This window comes from Klebsiella sp. CN_Kp097, assembly GCF_040064495.1.
GTDB classification, from domain to species: domain Bacteria; phylum Pseudomonadota; class Gammaproteobacteria; order Enterobacterales; family Enterobacteriaceae; genus Klebsiella; species Klebsiella aerogenes.
Genome location: NZ_JBEAIL010000007.1, coordinates 122,832 through 139,601, shown reverse-complemented (window position 1 = coordinate 139,601; position 16,770 = coordinate 122,832). Strand labels below are relative to the sequence as shown.

Here is a 16,770-nt window from a genome sequence, read left to right as displayed (position 1 = left end):
ATTTTCTCTTAAAAGATGAGCCGCTAAACACGCACAGTATCAAAATGCTCAGCATAGAGAGTTACTTCTTCGTATTCTGTTCGGCCATCTCGATGTAACGCGGATCGGAAGCGCGAGGTAGTTGGATGCTCTGCTCGCGGTAGTAGCGAACTCGCTCCATGAAATACTCCCTGAGGTGCTACGGCTGTTCTCTGGCAACCTGCTCTGCTATCACCGGCATGTTCAGGCGTTCTTTGTAGGCGACGCCGGACGCGGCGAGATCAACGTTAACCTTGTCCTGCTCGTCTTTTGGCTTGGCTGCAATGTTCCACTGTGACATAAGAAAATCCCCTCTGGTGTGGAGGGGATTATAATTGCAAATAGCCTAATGTTTGCCAGATTTATTCTTTAACTTATCAGAGAGAAGATCGGCAACAAACAGAAGGATACAAATTGGCCAAAGTAAGAAAACTAAAATGACTAGCGCAAACTGGCTACCGTCATTTCGTACTCTAACCCTGCCAACACTTCCAGCCATAAGGGCAAGCACCGCAAAAATCCCACCTATAAATAAATATATCTGTTGAAATAACATAATTTTACTCCTGCGCGGCTTTGCGTTCTGCTGGGGATTTAGGCATCAGTCATCCCTCATTAACTCGTCGTGACCGTACCTCTTACGCAACTTGCGACGGGTTACAATCATCTGCACCAACGCCAGGATTGGCATAGAAACCGGAAAGGTCACGATGATCGCTATCCATAGCAATGCGCACGCCATTTCCACAGAGAACACTACTGCGCCCATATCACTAACAGCAGCTACAGCCATAGAAAAAGCGTTCTTTAACCAGCCGAAATAACCCATTCGATACCGCTGAATATCATTCACCTTTCACCTCCTGTGGGGCGGCTGGCATCGGCATCCAGTGGGTTATTTTATCTGGCTCCCAGCACTGCCAATGACCATACATGGCATGATGAACTCGCTTATACATTCCGTCGAATGTGAGAACAGATACATCATTCTCCGGCATCCGCTCGCTTACCGGAATCCACGCCCCCGGAATTACCGGAGAGTTGCCCAACTTGTTAGCCGTCGTTACAGGTTCAGCCTGGAGCATGGCGGAGCGGCAGGCGTTCCAGCCGTCCTGATATCCGTCGTGATAATCGTCAGCAGCGCCACCGCATGGCATTTCCTCCGGCGCTACCGGCGCTGACTGCGCTTCACGATACACAGGAATATATCCGGGGCCAGCATCTTCGCTACCAGCTTCACCGTCAACTACACCGCGAGCTAAATATGCATCATTGAGCCACGCTATGGGCTCACGTACTGCTACAAGCTCGCTGTCGGCCTTGCGACGTTCCTGTAGCTCACTGGCTGCGGTCCCGGCAAGCATAAGCAACTCAGCCATTCTTTTTGCTTCTCTCTCTGGTCGTTGCTGGTAGAATGACAAGGCGCTCATGATTCTTAGTTGCAGCGTAATAATCTGTTCGTCTGTTAACTGGTTATTGGTCATTGGTTGGCTCCCGTTGTATTTACCTGGTTGCGGTTAGAGCGACATACCAGCGCCCAAAAGTTCATATCGCAAATTAGCGCTACGCGCATTTCGGCAGTGAAGCGACAGCCAAGCTTATTTGACTTGCCGACTGACCGCCGACGCTTGCGCATTATCTTTCGCGTATGAGCCGCTTGAACCTCAACCTGGCGTTGTCTTGAGGCATAAACACCCTTTGCAGGAATTTTCCGCGCCTGTTTCTGGTAAGCGGTTAATAGGTCATGTACGTCTGTTGATTTAGCCATTACTCAGCCTCCCGCTTATGGCAGTAGTGCCACCCCTCAGGATGGGTTGTTGTCCTTCCGCATCGCGGGCAGGTGAATGACTCGGCGGAAACAGCGCAGGACTCCGCCAGTTGCTTCAGGCCTTCCTCTGACATGCGTTGGTAATGGTCGCGAGACTGGATTACTTGAGCGTGGCTTTCTTCCAGTTCGGCGACTCGCTTACTCAGCTTTGCGCATTCCTCAAAATTGCTGATTGCCTTACTTTCCCATTCAGCAGATTGCTCGCAAAGGTAACCGTTGGCACGCTCCCCCTTCTCCAGCGCCTCTACCAGCGCGTCTAGGTCTTCGAGCTTTACGAACAGAACGTCGTGGCCGAACTCTTTTGCATGGGCTGAACGACGCTTGAGGCTGGCTAACAGTCGGGTGATATCAGTCATCAGAGTTATCCTCGCAGCAATGGTGGGCACCGTCAGGGTCTGTGCTTTTGAAACCGCAGATATCACATTCAATTTCGTCATGGAGTTGCGCTTCTTCCTCGCATTCGTGATTTTCCGGGTCATCAGCTTTGTAATAGCCGCCGCACAAAGGGCAGCGAATATCAGGAGCATCGTCGTAGCTTGTGGTGCCGGTGATCATTTGTCGGCCCCCTCGCGCAGCTGCTGAATCTTGCCATCAAACAGGAAATCGAGATGGTCTACCGAGTCACTGGCCAACATGGATTTTGTGAAGTCTTTCGCCTCCATCCACGCATCAGCCTTAATCCCGGCTACGATGCGAGCGGTGGCGGGGGTTTCATTCAGCACATAACAAACATCGTCAGTGCTGCATGGGTCATCCTTTCCGCAAACCTCGCAGAAGTGAACCGAATGACTATGGTCTGTAATGGCACTCTTCATCCCCACATTCTCCGCCGCCAACTGCTTCACCCAGTCCTGCAGGTCTACGCCATCCGGGCAGCATGAAAGCTCGCGGCATTTCTCGATAGTTAACAGTGCTGCTGTGAGTTCGATTTCGTTATTCATGCCTGCGCTCTCCCGTAGACCGCTAATATTCGTTTCATAACCGGGCTCTGCCGGCACTCGTTGAAAATCTGGTTCGTGCTCTTCTGGCCGGAGATTTCTTCCTCGGTGGCCAGCCGGTAGTGAACCGTTCGCCAGACCTTCGCTACTGCTACCAGTACGCCCTGCTTTGCCAGAATGTTGGCAGCCTGGTTAATGCAGGTGTGAGACATTCCAGAAGCTTCAGCCACATCCGGTGAGCTGCAGGTTTTGTGTGTCTTGAGGTAATTCAGAATTGCATCTTTGCCGGTCATTGTTTGCACCTCCTCAGTCCGTGCTTCTCGCGAATTTCAGCCAACCGGGCCAGTCCCTGCATGCGTGATAACGGCTTACCACCAAGGACAGGAAGTTGCTTAACGGGCTCCGGAATCGTCTCTCCTGAGTTAATTCGGTTAGCCATGCGCGCCAGTTCCTCTGATGCTTTGCGGCGCAACTCAGCGTCGCTGAGGCCGTTTGCGCGCACATTCTGGTACAAGGATGTAACCAGCCAGTAGTGCGCGTTGGACTCCCAGGGGTAGGATTCGGCATCCGGATACTGTCCGCGCGTACGGCAGTACTGGTAAATCATGTCCACCAGTTGTTCGGCGTTAGGTAACCCGGCCGCCGCGGCTTCTTCAGCTTTACACCAGGCGACAAACTGGCCGGGTGACGGAAGGAATGGACGCTCCTGACGACGGGCTACCCGCATGCCAGCAGAAACCTGTTCCATGGTGGTGATGCCGTTTTCCCTGAATGCCAGAACCCACTGGCGCCGGATTTCGTTCATCTCGGTCTGGTCACGGTTTGCAGTGGTTGCCGGGAAGGCGGCCAGCAACTGGCTGAACACGCTGTTGATGACCTGCGCCACCTGCTCAAGCTGCGGTTTCTCGTCGTACTGCTCCGGCAGGTTGTGCGCAACACGGCGCATCTGCTCGCGGTCAAAGTTATGCATCTGCTCTGCAAGGCTTTTCATAGCTGCACTCCGTAAATCCAGTCAGTGTTTGTCAGATCAACTTTCGGCTTGTCGGCAGCAGTTCCGTTGGTCTGCTTCCCTCGCTTGATATCGAGCTGAATCCACTTTTCGCGAAGGGTTGATGGGCACAGGACATTGCCCTTCCAGAACTTGTCTTCACAGGCCCACTTGAACAGCGAGGCGATTTCCTTGTGGGTGCGCTTGTCACGCTCTCGCATCAGGCGGATATCATTCGCCCAGGTGGCGTAGTTCGGTTTTCTTGCAGAGGGGGCGATGCCCTGTACGACGGTGAACAGCCATTCAGCACAGCGGAGGTCTTCAGCGTTTCCCCATTTGGTGCCGCTCTGGATCGCTGCTTCTGGTCTCAAAGCAGGAGTTTTCTTTCCGGGCTTGTCAGAGGATTCGTCAGAATTCTCGGACGAAGAGTTATTTATATTCTTGTTATTACCTTCTTGTTCATGATGTGCGGGGAATTGTGCGGCCTTATGTGCGGCATACCCTTCCGAACCCGCGCCATTACTGGCTTCGTCATGTGCGCTTGTATGTGCGACTTTATGTGCGGGTAAATCGTCCATTTTTTGAGCATATTCGACATAGTTTTTAATGGTGATCACCCTTCCTTTTCGCTTCTCTCCCTCGATGGTGATCATCCCTTCGCGAACGAAAACAGACAGCATTCTCTCCACTGCGTCACGGCTTGTCGGATTACCCTGACGGTCACACAACTGAAGCCCAAGATCTGCAGCAGTGACGACCAGTTGACCGGTTTGCAGAGGCCATTGTTTGCCCTTGAAGAAGGCCGTATATGGCTGTCTGGCTGCGTCAATGAGAAGGTTTTCCCACAATGCGCGCAGGAACACGTCTTTAGCCCATGACTTCTTCTTGATGCTCCGGTACAACGGGACGTAACCAGACTTCTGGTTCTCCATCCTGTTGCTCCTAGCGGCTGAGTGTGCCGCGAAATTGGCGTAAGCTACGTTCGACACAGTTAAACCTCCTGCGCCTGGCGTTTTTGATTAGCGTTTGTCATAATGACCTCGCAATTGACTCGCGTTATTGCATCGAAGGCTGGCTGTGTTGGCGCACAACAGTCTTCATCCATTCCTAACGTCTTCACATAACCCCCAGCATCGATGTCACCATCGTCATCAGTGGGCCTACCTGCTCCGGCATGAGGCGAAACAGCGAAGCGATACCCTCGCTTACCTCCTTCAGTTTCTGATGCTCAGGTGCATTAAGAAGCACCGCCTGCTTGGCCTCTGCACACTCTTTCATTGCCGAAGCTATCAGCGACATGGTGTCGTTCTGTGGCGCCAGCTTGGTGCGGAATTCGAGCGGTAATACGGCCATGATTGCCGGAGTCAGTTGGCGAACGTTCTTGCGGTACTGATCCGAATCAAACCGGTTATCCAGGAAGCGAAAGAGTTTCTGTCGGGCCCGGCTGATATCGTCTGGAAAGCTAATTGAATCGCCGCCCTGCTCCCGGTACTCGTTGATAATCAGTGCCGAAACCACGTCCTGATTGTCGATAGCCGACGCCCAGGCTCTTACTGCATCGCGGATCAGGTCATGATCGTGATCCTGCTTTGATTGAGCGCGATTTATCATCGCGGCCGGAACGAATCCGGTATTGTGTTGATACGTAAGTGATTGCATCGATTTCCCTTCGTGGTTAGGCCGCTGTATCACGCGGCGATGCGAATACCAGGCTTTCTTTGAGGACCGGAGCCTGGCGATGAAAATTCTTCGTGCCTTTTTCGATAGCAGATGCCATTTCTGGTGATGCCCGGCGATTTCCGTAGGCGATCTGGTCCAGGTACCCTGGCGTCGTGTTAGCCAACTTTGCGAGCTGTACCCATTCGTCGGTAGTGGCGGTCTTGCGCCAGCGGTGTAGTTCAGTGCTCATTGATGTCTCCGGGTGAGTCGTTTGATTTGGAGTTTAGCGTTATGCTAAATACTACGCAAGCAACATTTAGCAATTTGCACATTTATCGATTTGCTAAAAGCAGTAACAATGCAGGGATGGAAAATAAAGAAATCAGAAAAGCCAACCTGGAAGCGCTGTATGAGAAGCGCCAGCACGAGTCTGGAATGACCAAGGCGCAGTTCGCCGAACTCATCGAGACAAGTCCGGCTGCCCTTAGCCAGCTCCTGGGACCGACCCCTCATCGCAATATTGGCGATAAGATGGCTCGTAAAATTGAAACCGCTCTTGATCTGCCTTTTGGCTGGATGGATGTTTTACACTCTAATGAAGAACCTTCGAACGTTGCATTTCGAGGACTGAACGATACAAAAGGAAGTTATCCGGTAATAAGCTGGGTAAGCGCGGGGCAATGGATGGAAGCTGTAGAACCTTATCATCGAAGAGCGATTGATCGCTGGTATGACACGACCGTTATCTGTTCGGAAGATTCATTCTGGCTGGACGTCAAAGGAGACTCCATGACCTCCCCTGCAGGCCTGAGCATTCCTGAGGGAGCGGCTATCCTAGTGGATCCTGAAGTGGAACCTCGCAACGGGAAGCTGGTTGTTGCAAAGCTGGAAGGCGATAACGAAGCAACCTTTAAGAAGCTTGTAATCGATGCAGGCAGGCGCTTCCTTAAGCCTCTTAACCCCGCTTACCCAATGATAGAGGTTAATGGCAACTGTAAAATTATCGGTGTAGTGGTTGATGCCAAGATACTGAACATTCCATAGCCTGACACAATACCTATCAAGCCCGCCATCGTGCGGGTTTTTTTACACCCTAAATTCCTGCCCAGTAAATTTTTAATCGCTTATTAATCAATACGCTAAATCTAACCAACCAGAAATTTAGCATTTTGCTATTGATATTAATTTAGCATAACGCTAAATTCACTCCATCGAAACGAAACATCGATGCGGCCACCAGAGTTAAGCCGCGGCGGACAGCAAGTCGCCTGCTCATTAACAAATCAGATAAGCAACACAATCACCCGGAACGCTCCTGGCAAATCGAACAGAGCGCCCAATAGGATTGAGGCAGGTGTGTAACGCGCGGCGGGTATAGCACACGAAGAGGATTACGATCCGGTGATGGTTGGTTGCTCAGTCGCCCTGAACATCGGGGCATCAACTTAGAGGAATGACTCCAATGAAGCATTAAAGCGGATAGACCGCACTTTGTTGCCTTTTCAGGCAGCGTGACGACGGCGTTCATACGGTCGGGTTCCCACGGCGGCGTAGTGAGGGAAAGGAAGCGTAAAGCATCACTGAGTTACCGGTTAGCGCCCGGATAACGCGTAAGCAGCTTCAAAAGATGACCGGGTGACCGGCGCTGGCCACTGCGAGAGTGTGGCGAAGTGCTTCGGGATTGGATGAATGCGCAGGCTGATGCGCTAACGGTAGCGCTTGATAGCGGTATGAAATGTCGGCGAGAAAACACGACGGGATATGGGTTGGTACAGCGGCCGCTTCCGGCAGCCAACCAAAATAACCGATACCACAAAGCCGGAGATCAGCACCGGCCATCCAATCACCAAAGCATTTCTCCCGCATCAGCGGGTAACTAAAGAGGTTAAGGCGATGGAAAAGGAGCAGTTGGCAAAAACTGTGAAAGCACTTAGGCGGCGACAGATGTGCGTAAGGGAAAGCATTTCTATTCTCCGCAGGCAATGGCAGGAAGATCAGAAAACGCTCGAAGAGCTAATGCCTGAAGTGATTGCAGCTGGCTTAACTGTCCAGTTTGAAATCAATGAACCATAGGACCCGCCGCGGCGGGTTTTTTCATACCCAAACGGGTTCAAAGAGCCTGTTTCGTTATGACAACCGGCGGCCATCCACCGCCAGAGATTAAGCGCAGAAGTCTTTCTTGTTCCGCTGGCCGGCGATAAGGCAACGAGGGTGATATGAATCACGATGAATTTGATGATGGTCGTTGCGGTATGTCGCGCCGGTGTTGGCGAAACCTGACACGCATCTGCATTGGCTTGATAGCCATATACCTGCTGATTGCCTTATTTGTGATGGAGGTCTTCCATGATTAGTCAGCACTACGGTACCCAGACCGTTAACCGCGGCGCCGTTCAGCCAGGCATGCTGGTTAAGCATCGCGACGGCACCTGGACGGCATCAGCTCACAAACGCGGCAAGTTGTATCTTCACCGCGGCTGCGAACGTACCTACACCAAAGCCCTGCTTATCGAGATCTACCTCGATGGACGCGGAAACGGCTTAAGCAATTAAACATTATCCAATCTAAATCGTACGGGCGGCCTTTAAGGCGCCGGGATATCTACACCCTTTTCTAGGAGTTCATCATGCAAGCATTACCACGTTTAACCGCTGATCGCCTCGCTGTTCTTCCCGAAGGTACTCGGCTGAAAATGGGCGGCCATATCGTTAAATATGTTGGGCGAGGGTCATTTACCAACGCATCGGGTATCACTCAGAACATGGTTGATTACGTCGATTCTTGCGGCATCCCTGGTAGTTTCGAAGAAAAGATCTTCCTCTCAACAGCTACAGAGCACCTTAACGCAGTTCAATGCGAAAACTGCTTTGCGCTGCGTCTTCCGGAAGATTGTGTTGTTCGGACAATCACTAATTACATGACTACACGTCAGGCTCATTTCTGTGACGACAAAGGTTGCGCTCAGAAATATTTCATCAAGCACCCTGGGCGTCAGCCAAGCGGACGGAGAACCAAATGGTAATAAGCCAACAAGACGGAATGCTGGCGCTGGCCATGGTGATTATTGCCTATGGACTCCAGCCAGAAGATCTCGAAAACGCGGCCAGTCAACTGGCCGAGTACGACGCAGTAACCGACGCAAACACGGAGATGAATGATGTTGCGCGTAATTGATACCGAAACAACCAGTCTTGAAGGCAGCGTCCTAGAGATAGCCAGCGTAGATATTGTCGATGGTGTTATTTGCAACCCAATGAGCGACTTTGTAAAGCCTTCTGAAGAGATCAGCTTCGAGGCTATGGCTATCCACCACATCACAGAAGAAATGGTCGCTGACGCTCCACTGATTAGCGAAGTAATTGGCCGGTATCTTGGTGCAGATGCATATGTTGCCCACAACGCGAAATTCGATAAATCCAAACTTCCCCAAATTGACGCACCATGGATATGCACTTTAAAGCTTGCTCGTACCCAATATCCTGAATTTGAAAGCCACGGTAACCAGTACATGCGTTATCGACTTGGTTTGAAGCCATACCTCCCCGAGGGATTGTATGCGCACCGTGCACTTTATGACTGCTATGTCACCGCTGAGTTGCTCCTTTATATGGGACGGCTTGCCAAATGGACTATGGGAGAGATGCGAACCATCTCAAACAGCCCGTCACTGATGAAGGCGATCCGCTTTGGTAAGCACAAAGGTCTGACTTTCGAAGAAATAGCCAAATTGGACCCTGGCTATCTCCGCTGGCTATCCAGCAACAGCGATGACGAAGACATCCTGTTTACCATCAAGCACTGGTTGAAAGGAGCCTGATATGGGAACGCCTGTACTCATCCTGGGCGACAGCGGCGCCGGCAAGTCATACAGCCTGCGCAACTTCACGCCTGACGAAGTGATCCTGCTGCAATGCATCCCGAAGATGCTCCCGTACCGCGCTACCGGATGGAAGCTGAACGGGAAAGAGTTACCGGATGGCTCTGTTCAGCGCGGAAACATCATCCGTTTTGATGCCTGGGATGCGGTGCTGGACTCCATCAACCGCATGGTGCTTTCGAAGACAAGGCGCGTACTTGTTATCGACGATTTCCAGGTCGTCATGCAGCACGAAAACATGATGCGCGCATACCAGACCGGGTATCAGAAGTATACGGAAATGGCCGATCACGTGTGGCAAATCATCATGGCTGCCACCCGGCTTCCGGACGACTTTCGGGTTTACTTCTTGGCCCACACCGAAGAGTCGGACGGGAAAATCCGGATGAAAACCACCGGCAAAATGCTGAATGAAAAGCTTACGCCTGAGGGTTATTTCTCCATCGTTCTGAGGGCCATCAAGAAAGACGGGAAGCACGTTTTTTTGATTAAGGGTGACGACAACGACACCGCAAAAGCGCCGCCGGACCTATTCCCTGGACTAACTGAAATGGATAACGACCTGAAAGCCGTTGACGTCGCTATCACCGAATTTATGACCGAATTATAAGGAATCACCACCATGAACCAACCAATGTCTTTTGTATGGAACACCGAAGCTGCTTCTATGGCTAAGAAAGCAGGCGCTACTGGCGGAATTAGCGAAACTGGCGCTTATGAGGGATTTATCACCTCAGCCATTTATACCTTCGGTAAGGATGGCAGTCAGTCACAGGCGCTTGAGTTGAGCCTCGACAGTGACGGCGCCAAAGCCAACTATCTGCGCATCAACTACATCGGGAAAGATGGTCAGCAAACTTTCGGCATGGGGTTGATCTCTGCCCTTCTCTGGGCCGCCCAGGTAAAAAGCGCTCAGCCAGAACAGGTGCAAAACGAAAATGGTGTTGAGTGGCATTGCCCGGCGCTGGTAGGAAAGAAAGTTGGCCTATTCCTGCAGAAAGTCCTGTACACCAAAGGCGATGGAACTGACGGCTATAAATTCGAAGTCCGCCACGTTTTCCAGCCTGGTTCCCGTCGCACTTATGCCGAATACAGCGAAAACGAAGCGGCAACCGCTATCGCTGCCCTGGAGAAGTCGATGAAAGATAAAGACGATCGCGTCCAGGGTAATCCTCAGTTTTCCGGTGGCGGTCGCCAGCAGGCTGGCGCTAACCCTTATGCGCAAAACCCTAACGCAGTACCTCATTCTCGGTTGCAGCAAGCTGCCAGTCAGCATGCTCAGAACATCCAGAATCCGCCGGACTTCGACGACGACATTCCCTTTTGACGGCGGTCGAGCATGAAGCACGCTCAGGGTGATATCAGGGTTGGCGCGGTGCGCCTCCCCCCCACTGAAACGCAGGGAATGAGAAGAGGCATGCAATGAACAAGCCATACTCCCTAATTTATGCAGACCCGCCCTGGTCATATGGCAACACCATTAGCAACGGTGCTGCTGTTGACCACTACTCCACAATGAAACTCATCGATATGAAACGGCTCCCTGTATGGGAGCTCGCAGCGGAAAACGCCGTGCTGGCGATGTGGTACACCGGCACCCATAACCAGGAGGCGATCGAGCTGGCCGAGGCCTGGGGCTTTACGGTACGCACGATGAAAGGCTTCACCTGGGTGAAGTTGAATCAGCTGGCCGAGCTGCGCATTACCAAGGCTCTGGCAGAGGGAGACGTCGCCGATTTTTACGACTTCCTCGACCTGCTGAATGCAGAGACGCGCATGAACGGTGGCAACCACACTCGCGCCAACACGGAAGACGTGCTGATCGCCACCCGCGGCGCCGGGCTGGAACGCAAGCATGCCGGCATTAAGCAGGTGGTCTACAGCCCGCTCGGGGCGCACAGCGAGAAACCTTGGGAAGTTCGCCACCGTCTGGAGTTGCTCTATGGCGACGTGCCTAGGATTGAGCTTTTCAGCCGCAGCGCAGCGCCAGGCTGGAGCCACTGGGGAAACCAGTGCGCCACCGCTTCCGTTGAGCTGATCCCCGGCTGCGCCATCGACGTTGTGAAGACGGAGGCAGCATGACGCCAGCGGCTTACTACAACGAAATAGACCCCTTCGCCGCCCAATGGCTGCGCAACCTGATCGCCGCCGGGCATATCGCCCCGGGCGAAGTTGACGAACGGAGTATTGAAGATGTCACACCTGACGACCTCAGAGGATTTACCCAGTGCCACTTTTTCGCCGGAATTGGCGTCTGGTCCCATTCCCTCCGTCTCGCAGGATGGCCTGACGATCGCCCGGTCTGGACTGGCTCCTGCCCGTGCCAGCCTTTCAGCGCGGCAGGCAAAGGCGATGGGTTTGCTGACGAGCGGCACCTTTGGCCTCACTTCTTCCACCTCATCAGCGAGCGCAGACCTCAGCATGTCTTTGGCGAACAGGTTGCAAGCGGTAACGCAAACACATGGTTCGACCTTGTACAAGCAGACCTGGAAGGAGTGGGATACGCCTTCGGGCTTGTGCCGTTTACGTCAGCGGGCATCGGTGCGCCGCACATCAGAGAGCGGGCCTACTGGGTGGCCAACGCCGACAGCGTCATCAGTGACCGGCGCGGGAACGTCTGGGCGCCAGGGCGGGATGAATATTCAAACAGCGGCGATGATGTCCGGCTGGCCGACGCCAACCACGATCGACAACAACCAGGTCAGGGGATTGGGTGCCACTGCATATGCACCGAACAGGGGATCGACATTGGGCGGAGCCGCAAGATTGGCAGGCTGGGTAACACCGACCTCACGCGACTGGAAGGACTCAGCGGGAATGACAGCGCAGAGGGACGGGAAGGATCGACTGGACCAACTGCCGCGCCAGGTGTTCATGACGGGTTGGCCAACACCGACAACGAGCAACACTCGATCGCCATCAGTAGATGCGGCCATGAACATGCATCGACAGGACGGGAGCAAGACCCAGCAGCGTTTGCAGGACTTCGCGGGGATTACCGGCCCCTTGAGGTTAACGGTTTTTGGCGAGATGCGGATTGGCTCTTATGTCGAGATGGGAAATGGCGTCCAGTTGAACCCGGCACATTCCCGCTGGTTGATGGGGCTGCCGCACGCCTGGGACGAGTCGAGCCCGGGGTGGCAAGAGTGGCAAGCAGCAACCGCGTCGGCAGACTCAAAGGCTACGGCAACGCCATAAACGCTCAGGCTGCCGCTGAGTTCATTCGTGCTTATGTGGGGGGCGGATGACGCCAGAAGAAAAGAAAAATGCTCTCAGAAGTATTGCGCGCAGGGCTAACGATGAAGTTAAGGCAAAACGGCGGTCATCCCCCGCCTTAAGTTGCGACGATATATCACGGCTGATCCTTAACGGATGCATGCCACTAATTAGGCAGCTTGGATTAACGCCAAGCCATCTCTATGTGGAAATCGGCATTTTGAACGGAAAGATAAAGGAGCGATGACATGCCAGAAATCATCGATCAGGCCAACGAGCTTGCGCAGCAGCGAATCGACATGGCGATCGCAGCACACCGCATCAACCGCAACACCGTATCAGCTGAGCATTGTAGTGAATGCGGGGAAGACATCCCGGCGCCGCGGCGCGCTGCCGTTCCCGGCTGCCAGACATGCGCGGAATGTCAGGCTGACTTAGAGCTGATTATGAAGCAGAGAGGTAAGTGATATGCATTCCTTGCAAGACGTACACAACAAGTTAGCCGATCTTGCATCAGAGGCGCACAAAGTAGCGTGTGCCCTCGATGTTGGTGACGAGCGCACTGAAGCTTTCGAGCTATACGAGGCACTTCGCCGACTTCAGCGCCAAGGTGCAGCAGCTGAGCTTCTTTCCGCGACCAACCCTCTTCTGGCCTCTCCTTATTACGACGAGGACTGGGAAGAAGATGAAGATGACTAACGCAACTTATAGCCAGTTATGAGCTGGCTATTGGGTGCGAAAACACCGCCTCCGTTATCCCTTTAACCCGGCCAGGCGCCGGGTTCTTTTTGCCTGGAGAACACAGATGAATGACAGCATCCTGGTTACAAGCGAAATCCTTGCCCGTTACAAAATTTCCCGAAGCACGCTCTATTTCTGGAGCACTCCATCCCGGATGCCATCGTACTTTTCTCAGCCGTTTCCGAAGCCAAAAATAAATGGCAGCCCTAAAAGATGGCGTTTGTCAGATCTTCTTGCCTGGGAAGACAACATGAGTATCAAACCAGAGGCTGGCCAATCAACTTCTCAAGATGACGCTGCCAAACAGCTAGCCAATGACGCTGATCATCCAAATAATCGTGGAGGTTATACCGCGCCATGACTCCAGACATATGATGCCCTAGTAGCTTTTCCACAACATGTGGTGGTGCACCTAATTCAGAAAGGCGCGTCGCCACTGTTCTTCTCAGATCATGAAGCGACCAAGGTTTCATCCCTGTTTTTGAAATAATCTGCGCAGAGAACAGAGCCACGTTTGGTTGAAGTGGCGGCCTGTCATCTTCTGGCCCCTTGTATCGTGACAACGTCACAACATGTTTTGAAACTGATGTTTCTTTTTCAGCTACCATCATCTGTATTACAGCCTCAGGAAGCGCCCTTCTCACCGACTTCCCAGTTTTATAGTCACTTGCCGGGATAGTCCATGTTTGTTCCTTGAAATCAAACCATTCCCATTTTGCTGTTCTGATCTCTGTACTTCGACAGCCAGTCATAATGAGAAACTTCATTATCAATTGCTGCCTATATTTCATCTCAGGCAGGGCATTCCAAACTGTAATGATTTCATCATCACTTAACCTGCGGTCTTTTACAGCTGCTGTGAGCCCTACATCTGATCGTCTAAGGCTTTCAATAGGGTTCACGTTAATTACCCCACGGTTGGAACAGAAACGAAATGTGCGCTGCATCAAACCCAGCATTTGCCCTGTAACCACCCTTCGTCCCATACCGTCAAAAAGATTAAGCCAGTGAGCTTTAGTTGTCTGATCTACAATCATATTTCCGAGTACTGGAGCTATATGATTATTGAAGTCCCGGCGATTCACTTTGATTTTTACCAGTCCTTCTGGAATGCAGTAGTACTTCTCCCAGTAATCGAATGCTTCTTTCACTGTAAGCGCTTCTACTTTTTTCTGTTTCTCGAGTACTACTTGCCGTCTAGGATCAAGCCCTTCCGCTAGCCAAGCCCTGAACTGCTGCCTACGTTCTCGCGCATGAGCTAATGAGGTGGTTGGATAATCACCAATCGTTAGTTGAGCGGCTTTCCCGTTCCATCTGTAGCGGTAAAAGAATGTTATACTGCCGGATGTAGACAACCTGACATTCAGACCATGTGCGTCTGAAATGACCTCGATTTGGTCTCTTTTTTTGCCAAGAGCTTTTCTTAATTTTGTGTCGGTAAGCAATGTGTACACTCCGGAAGAAGATATACACATTAGTGTACACATTATGCGTAAATTGATAACCTTCAAATCTATGAAGAACACACAAAAATAAAGCGTTACATACTGGCAAGGCGTTGATAATAGCGGGATTATTAAAAAGACATAAAGCATGACTAACAAACTTAAAACGGATTCATATGCCCTACGATAGCGTCTATCTCGAAAAGCGCCCGCCCGGCGCATTGCGCACCGTATGGCGTAAATTCTACGGCGATACCACCGCGATGATTGGTTTATACGGCTGCGGCGCGCTGGTGCTGTTGTGCGTATTCGGCGGCTGGTTCGCGCCCTATGGCATCGATCAGCAGTTCCTCGGTTACCAGCTACTGCCGCCTTCATGGTCGCGCTACGGCGAAGTGTCGTTTTTCCTCGGTACCGACGATCTTGGTCGCGATGTGTTAAGTCGCCTGCTCAGCGGCGCGGCGCCGACCGTCGGCGGCGCCTTTGTGGTAACGCTCGGCGCCGCGCTGTTCGGCCTGGTACTCGGCGTGATTGCCGGTTCCACCCATGGTTTGCGATCAGCGGTAATGAACCACATTCTCGACACCCTGCTGTCGATTCCGTCGCTGCTGCTGGCGATTATCGTCGTCGCTTTTGCCGGGCCGCATCTGAGCCATGCGATGTTTGCCGTCTGGCTGGCGCTGCTGCCGCGCATGGTGCGCTCGGTCTACAGTATGGTGCACGATGAACTGGAAAAAGAGTATGTGATTGCCGCCCGCCTCGACGGCGCTTCCACGCTCAATATTCTCTGGTTTGCGGTTCTACCTAATATTACCGCCGGGCTGGTCACCGAAATTACCCGCGCGCTGTCGATGGCGATCCTCGACATTGCCGCGCTCGGTTTTCTCGACCTCGGCGCCCAGCTCCCCTCTCCGGAATGGGGCGCCATGCTCGGCGACGCGCTGGAACTGATTTACGTCGCCCCCTGGACGGTCATGCTGCCGGGGGCGGCCATCATGATAAGCGTACTGCTCATCAATCTGCTGGGCGACGGTATTCGCCGCGCAATTATTGCCGGGGTTCAATAATGCCGTTACTGGATATTCGTAATCTCACCATTGAGTTTAAAACCAACGAGGGCTGGGTAAAGGCCGTCGATCGGGTCAGCCTGACGCTGGCTGAAGGTGAAGTCCGTGGTCTGGTCGGTGAGTCAGGTTCCGGCAAAAGCTTAATCGCCAAGGCGATTTGCGGCGTCACCAAAGATAACTGGCGGGTCACCGCCGACCGTATGCGTTTTGATGATATCGATCTGCTGCGCCTCTCTAACCGCGAGCGCCGAAAACTGATTGGCCACAACGTATCGATGATCTTCCAGGAGCCGCAATCCTGTCTCGATCCTTCCGAGCGTATTGGGCTGCAGTTGATGCAAAATATCCCCGGCTGGACCTTTAAAGGCCACTGGTGGCAACGCTTTGGCTGGCGTAAGCGCCGCGCTATTGAACTGCTGCACCGGGTGGGGATTAAAGATCACAAAGATATTATGCGCAGCTTCCCCTACGAGCTGACCGACGGCGAATGTCAGAAGGTCATGATCGCCATCGCGCTTGCCAACCAGCCGCGCTTGCTGATTGCTGATGAACCCACTAACGCCATGGAGCCAACCACCCAGGCGCAGATTATTCGCCTGTTGACCCGGCTCAACCAGAATAACAACACCACTATTTTGCTGATCAGTCACGATATGCAGATGCTCAGCAAATGGGCGGATAAAATTAACGTCATGTATTGCGGGCAGACGGTGGAAACCGCGCCGAGCGAAGAGCTGGTGACCATCCCTCATCACCCCTACACTCAAGCGCTGATTCGCGCCATCCCGGATTTCGGCAGCTCAATGCCGCATAAAAGCCGGCTGAATACCCTGCCCGGCGCCATTCCGCTGCTGGAACAACTGCCCATTGGCTGTCGGCTGGGGCCGCGTTGTCCCTATGCGCAACGCGAGTGTATCGTCACGCCGCGTTTGACCGGCGCGCGTAATCATCTATACGCCTGTCATTTCCCGCTGAACATGGAGAAAGAGTGA

Annotated in this window: 27 protein-coding genes and 1 pseudogene; 15 read left to right on the top strand and 13 right to left on the bottom strand. The window is 52.7% G+C overall.

Annotated features, from left to right (window positions below):
- Window positions 1-61: 61 nt before the first annotated feature.
- The 12 genes and pseudogenes from ABLV07_RS10970 to ABLV07_RS10915 all read right to left on the bottom strand — a co-directional run bounded on the left by ABLV07_RS10970 (window position 62) and on the right by ABLV07_RS10915 (window position 5,681).
- Window positions 62-319 (bottom strand): annotated as a pseudogene (locus ABLV07_RS10970) (DNA polymerase III subunit theta).
- 45 nt (window positions 320-364) lie between these two features.
- Entirely contained in the window at window positions 365-574 is a 210-nt protein-coding gene (locus tag ABLV07_RS10965) for a hypothetical protein (RefSeq protein WP_348853381.1), read from the bottom strand.
- Between the two features lie 45 nt (window positions 575-619).
- Window positions 620-871: a hypothetical protein gene (locus ABLV07_RS10960; protein WP_348853380.1), complete on the bottom strand. Its 252-nt coding sequence runs from the start codon at window positions 869-871 to the stop codon at window positions 620-622.
- On the bottom strand, window positions 864-1,502 hold the full coding sequence (locus tag ABLV07_RS10955) for a DUF551 domain-containing protein (RefSeq protein WP_348853379.1): 639 nt from the start codon (window positions 1,500-1,502) through the stop codon (window positions 864-866). Before ABLV07_RS10955 ends, ABLV07_RS10960 begins: the two co-directional genes overlap by 8 nt.
- A gap of 283 nt (window positions 1,503-1,785) precedes the next feature.
- Window positions 1,786-2,202: a hypothetical protein gene (locus ABLV07_RS10950; protein WP_348853378.1), complete on the bottom strand. Its 417-nt coding sequence runs from the start codon at window positions 2,200-2,202 to the stop codon at window positions 1,786-1,788.
- Complete coding sequence (locus ABLV07_RS10945; RefSeq protein ID WP_348853420.1) at window positions 2,195-2,401, bottom strand: hypothetical protein; 207 nt, start codon at window positions 2,399-2,401, stop codon at window positions 2,195-2,197. The genes ABLV07_RS10950 and ABLV07_RS10945 overlap by 8 nt, the downstream gene beginning before the upstream one ends.
- Window positions 2,398-2,787, bottom strand: a complete 390-nt coding sequence (locus ABLV07_RS10940) for a hypothetical protein (RefSeq protein WP_348853377.1) — start codon at window positions 2,785-2,787, stop codon at window positions 2,398-2,400. Before ABLV07_RS10940 ends, ABLV07_RS10945 begins: the two co-directional genes overlap by 4 nt.
- On the bottom strand, window positions 2,784-3,077 hold the full coding sequence (locus tag ABLV07_RS10935) for a protein ren (protein ID WP_047076787.1): 294 nt from the start codon (window positions 3,075-3,077) through the stop codon (window positions 2,784-2,786). The genes ABLV07_RS10940 and ABLV07_RS10935 overlap by 4 nt, the downstream gene beginning before the upstream one ends.
- Complete coding sequence (locus tag ABLV07_RS10930) at window positions 3,074-3,775, bottom strand: replication protein P (RefSeq protein WP_348853376.1); 702 nt, start codon at window positions 3,773-3,775, stop codon at window positions 3,074-3,076. Before ABLV07_RS10930 ends, ABLV07_RS10935 begins: the two co-directional genes overlap by 4 nt.
- A complete protein-coding gene (locus ABLV07_RS10925) occupies window positions 3,772-4,704 on the bottom strand; it encodes a replication protein (protein WP_348853375.1) in 933 nt (310 codons plus the stop codon). The genes ABLV07_RS10930 and ABLV07_RS10925 overlap by 4 nt, the downstream gene beginning before the upstream one ends.
- A 184-nt stretch (window positions 4,705-4,888) precedes the next feature.
- The gene (locus ABLV07_RS10920) at window positions 4,889-5,431 is read right to left on the bottom strand and encodes a toxin YdaT domain-containing protein (RefSeq protein WP_348853374.1); all 543 of its coding nucleotides are present in this window, start codon (window positions 5,429-5,431) and stop codon (window positions 4,889-4,891) included.
- A gap of 16 nt (window positions 5,432-5,447) precedes the next feature.
- Window positions 5,448-5,681: a transcriptional regulator gene (locus ABLV07_RS10915; RefSeq protein ID WP_348853373.1), complete on the bottom strand. Its 234-nt coding sequence runs from the start codon at window positions 5,679-5,681 to the stop codon at window positions 5,448-5,450.
- A 41-nt stretch (window positions 5,682-5,722) separates the two neighbouring features.
- On the opposite strand from ABLV07_RS10915, the gene ABLV07_RS10910 reads away from it, so the two are divergent.
- The 13 genes from ABLV07_RS10910 (at window position 5,723) to ABLV07_RS10850 (ending at window position 13,224) form a co-directional block, all read left to right on the top strand.
- Window positions 5,723-6,475 carry a LexA family transcriptional regulator gene (locus ABLV07_RS10910; protein WP_032709994.1) on the top strand — a complete coding sequence of 251 codons (753 nt, stop codon included), beginning with the start codon at window positions 5,723-5,725 and terminating at the stop codon, window positions 6,473-6,475.
- Window positions 6,476-7,192: 717 nt separating this feature from the next.
- Window positions 7,193-7,504: a hypothetical protein gene (locus ABLV07_RS10905; RefSeq protein ID WP_348853372.1), complete on the top strand. Its 312-nt coding sequence runs from the start codon at window positions 7,193-7,195 to the stop codon at window positions 7,502-7,504.
- Between the two features lie 273 nt (window positions 7,505-7,777).
- Window positions 7,778-7,984, top strand: a complete 207-nt coding sequence (locus tag ABLV07_RS10900) for a phage encoded cell division inhibitor protein (protein ID WP_015705909.1) — start codon at window positions 7,778-7,780, stop codon at window positions 7,982-7,984.
- 74 nt (window positions 7,985-8,058) lie between these two features.
- Window positions 8,059-8,454: a hypothetical protein gene (locus ABLV07_RS10895; RefSeq protein WP_071993150.1), complete on the top strand. Its 396-nt coding sequence runs from the start codon at window positions 8,059-8,061 to the stop codon at window positions 8,452-8,454.
- The gene (locus ABLV07_RS10890; protein WP_155953464.1) at window positions 8,448-8,606 is read left to right on the top strand and encodes a hypothetical protein; all 159 of its coding nucleotides are present in this window, start codon (window positions 8,448-8,450) and stop codon (window positions 8,604-8,606) included. Before ABLV07_RS10895 ends, ABLV07_RS10890 begins: the two co-directional genes overlap by 7 nt.
- Window positions 8,590-9,249 (top strand): exodeoxyribonuclease X, encoded by a 660-nt coding sequence (exoX, locus tag ABLV07_RS10885; RefSeq protein ID WP_042892795.1) that lies wholly within the window; start codon window positions 8,590-8,592, stop codon window positions 9,247-9,249. Before ABLV07_RS10890 ends, exoX begins: the two co-directional genes overlap by 17 nt.
- 1 nt (window position 9,250) lies before the next feature.
- Window positions 9,251-9,919: an AAA family ATPase gene (locus ABLV07_RS10880; RefSeq protein ID WP_032708527.1), complete on the top strand. Its 669-nt coding sequence runs from the start codon at window positions 9,251-9,253 to the stop codon at window positions 9,917-9,919.
- A gap of 12 nt (window positions 9,920-9,931) precedes the next feature.
- Window positions 9,932-10,636, top strand: coding sequence for a hypothetical protein (locus ABLV07_RS10875; RefSeq protein WP_032708528.1), 705 nt, complete (start codon window positions 9,932-9,934; stop codon window positions 10,634-10,636).
- 95 nt (window positions 10,637-10,731) lie between these two features.
- The gene (locus tag ABLV07_RS10870) at window positions 10,732-11,391 is read left to right on the top strand and encodes an MT-A70 family methyltransferase (protein WP_348853371.1); all 660 of its coding nucleotides are present in this window, start codon (window positions 10,732-10,734) and stop codon (window positions 11,389-11,391) included.
- A complete protein-coding gene (locus ABLV07_RS10865) occupies window positions 11,388-12,557 on the top strand; it encodes a DNA cytosine methyltransferase (RefSeq protein ID WP_149271004.1) in 1,170 nt (389 codons plus the stop codon). Before ABLV07_RS10870 ends, ABLV07_RS10865 begins: the two co-directional genes overlap by 4 nt.
- Window positions 12,554-12,772: a hypothetical protein gene (locus ABLV07_RS10860; RefSeq protein WP_348853370.1), complete on the top strand. Its 219-nt coding sequence runs from the start codon at window positions 12,554-12,556 to the stop codon at window positions 12,770-12,772. The genes ABLV07_RS10865 and ABLV07_RS10860 overlap by 4 nt, the downstream gene beginning before the upstream one ends.
- 1 nt (window position 12,773) lies before the next feature.
- Window positions 12,774-12,992, top strand: coding sequence for a TraR/DksA family transcriptional regulator (locus tag ABLV07_RS10855; protein WP_348853369.1), 219 nt, complete (start codon window positions 12,774-12,776; stop codon window positions 12,990-12,992).
- A gap of 1 nt (window position 12,993) precedes the next feature.
- Entirely contained in the window at window positions 12,994-13,224 is a 231-nt protein-coding gene (locus ABLV07_RS10850; RefSeq protein ID WP_348853368.1) for a hypothetical protein, read from the top strand.
- Between the two features lie 299 nt (window positions 13,225-13,523).
- On the opposite strand, the gene ABLV07_RS10845 is transcribed toward ABLV07_RS10850, so the two are convergent.
- A complete protein-coding gene (locus ABLV07_RS10845; protein ID WP_348853367.1) occupies window positions 13,524-14,741 on the bottom strand; it encodes a tyrosine-type recombinase/integrase in 1,218 nt (405 codons plus the stop codon).
- 146 nt (window positions 14,742-14,887) lie between these two features.
- Here ABLV07_RS10845 and sapC point away from each other — a divergent pair, with 146 nt between their 5' ends.
- Together sapC and sapD are read left to right on the top strand one after the other, a co-directional pair.
- Complete coding sequence (gene sapC, locus ABLV07_RS10840) at window positions 14,888-15,778, top strand: putrescine export ABC transporter permease SapC (RefSeq protein WP_015366244.1); 891 nt, start codon at window positions 14,888-14,890, stop codon at window positions 15,776-15,778.
- Entirely contained in the window at window positions 15,778-16,770 is a 993-nt protein-coding gene (sapD, locus tag ABLV07_RS10835) for a putrescine export ABC transporter ATP-binding protein SapD (RefSeq protein ID WP_015366243.1), read from the top strand. Before sapC ends, sapD begins: the two co-directional genes overlap by 1 nt.

What these genes read in the sequence shown, in the direction of transcription:
- ABLV07_RS10965 (WP_348853381.1), bottom strand. Translation starts at nt 574, where the DNA reads ATGTTATTTCAACAGATATATTTATTTATAGGTGGGATTTTTGCGGTG.
- ABLV07_RS10955 (WP_348853379.1), bottom strand. Translation starts at nt 1,502, where the DNA reads ATGACCAATAACCAGTTAACAGACGAACAGATTATTACGCTGCAACTA.
- ABLV07_RS10950 (WP_348853378.1), bottom strand. Translation starts at nt 2,202, where the DNA reads ATGACTGATATCACCCGACTGTTAGCCAGCCTCAAGCGTCGTTCAGCC.
- ABLV07_RS10945 (WP_348853420.1), bottom strand. Translation starts at nt 2,401, where the DNA reads ATGATCACCGGCACCACAAGCTACGACGATGCTCCTGATATTCGCTGC.
- ABLV07_RS10940 (WP_348853377.1), bottom strand. Translation starts at nt 2,787, where the DNA reads ATGAATAACGAAATCGAACTCACAGCAGCACTGTTAACTATCGAGAAA.
- ABLV07_RS10935 (WP_047076787.1), bottom strand. Translation starts at nt 3,077, where the DNA reads ATGACCGGCAAAGATGCAATTCTGAATTACCTCAAGACACACAAAACC.
- ABLV07_RS10930 (WP_348853376.1), bottom strand. Translation starts at nt 3,775, where the DNA reads ATGAAAAGCCTTGCAGAGCAGATGCATAACTTTGACCGCGAGCAGATG.
- ABLV07_RS10925 (WP_348853375.1), bottom strand. Translation starts at nt 4,704, where the DNA reads ATGGAGAACCAGAAGTCTGGTTACGTCCCGTTGTACCGGAGCATCAAG.
- ABLV07_RS10920 (WP_348853374.1), bottom strand. Translation starts at nt 5,431, where the DNA reads ATGCAATCACTTACGTATCAACACAATACCGGATTCGTTCCGGCCGCG.
- ABLV07_RS10915 (WP_348853373.1), bottom strand. Translation starts at nt 5,681, where the DNA reads ATGAGCACTGAACTACACCGCTGGCGCAAGACCGCCACTACCGACGAA.
- ABLV07_RS10910 (WP_032709994.1), top strand. Translation starts at nt 5,723, where the DNA reads ATGCTAAATACTACGCAAGCAACATTTAGCAATTTGCACATTTATCGA.
- ABLV07_RS10905 (WP_348853372.1), top strand. Translation starts at nt 7,193, where the DNA reads ATGGGTTGGTACAGCGGCCGCTTCCGGCAGCCAACCAAAATAACCGAT.
- ABLV07_RS10900 (WP_015705909.1), top strand. Translation starts at nt 7,778, where the DNA reads ATGATTAGTCAGCACTACGGTACCCAGACCGTTAACCGCGGCGCCGTT.
- ABLV07_RS10895 (WP_071993150.1), top strand. Translation starts at nt 8,059, where the DNA reads ATGCAAGCATTACCACGTTTAACCGCTGATCGCCTCGCTGTTCTTCCC.
- ABLV07_RS10890 (WP_155953464.1), top strand. Translation starts at nt 8,448, where the DNA reads ATGGTAATAAGCCAACAAGACGGAATGCTGGCGCTGGCCATGGTGATT.
- exoX (WP_042892795.1), top strand. Translation starts at nt 8,590, where the DNA reads ATGTTGCGCGTAATTGATACCGAAACAACCAGTCTTGAAGGCAGCGTC.
- ABLV07_RS10880 (WP_032708527.1), top strand. Translation starts at nt 9,251, where the DNA reads ATGGGAACGCCTGTACTCATCCTGGGCGACAGCGGCGCCGGCAAGTCA.
- ABLV07_RS10875 (WP_032708528.1), top strand. Translation starts at nt 9,932, where the DNA reads ATGAACCAACCAATGTCTTTTGTATGGAACACCGAAGCTGCTTCTATG.
- ABLV07_RS10870 (WP_348853371.1), top strand. Translation starts at nt 10,732, where the DNA reads ATGAACAAGCCATACTCCCTAATTTATGCAGACCCGCCCTGGTCATAT.
- ABLV07_RS10865 (WP_149271004.1), top strand. Translation starts at nt 11,388, where the DNA reads ATGACGCCAGCGGCTTACTACAACGAAATAGACCCCTTCGCCGCCCAA.
- ABLV07_RS10860 (WP_348853370.1), top strand. Translation starts at nt 12,554, where the DNA reads ATGACGCCAGAAGAAAAGAAAAATGCTCTCAGAAGTATTGCGCGCAGG.
- ABLV07_RS10855 (WP_348853369.1), top strand. Translation starts at nt 12,774, where the DNA reads ATGCCAGAAATCATCGATCAGGCCAACGAGCTTGCGCAGCAGCGAATC.
- ABLV07_RS10850 (WP_348853368.1), top strand. Translation starts at nt 12,994, where the DNA reads ATGCATTCCTTGCAAGACGTACACAACAAGTTAGCCGATCTTGCATCA.
- ABLV07_RS10845 (WP_348853367.1), bottom strand. Translation starts at nt 14,741, where the DNA reads ATGTGTATATCTTCTTCCGGAGTGTACACATTGCTTACCGACACAAAA.
- sapC (WP_015366244.1), top strand. Translation starts at nt 14,888, where the DNA reads ATGCCCTACGATAGCGTCTATCTCGAAAAGCGCCCGCCCGGCGCATTG.
- sapD (WP_015366243.1), top strand. Translation starts at nt 15,778, where the DNA reads ATGCCGTTACTGGATATTCGTAATCTCACCATTGAGTTTAAAACCAAC.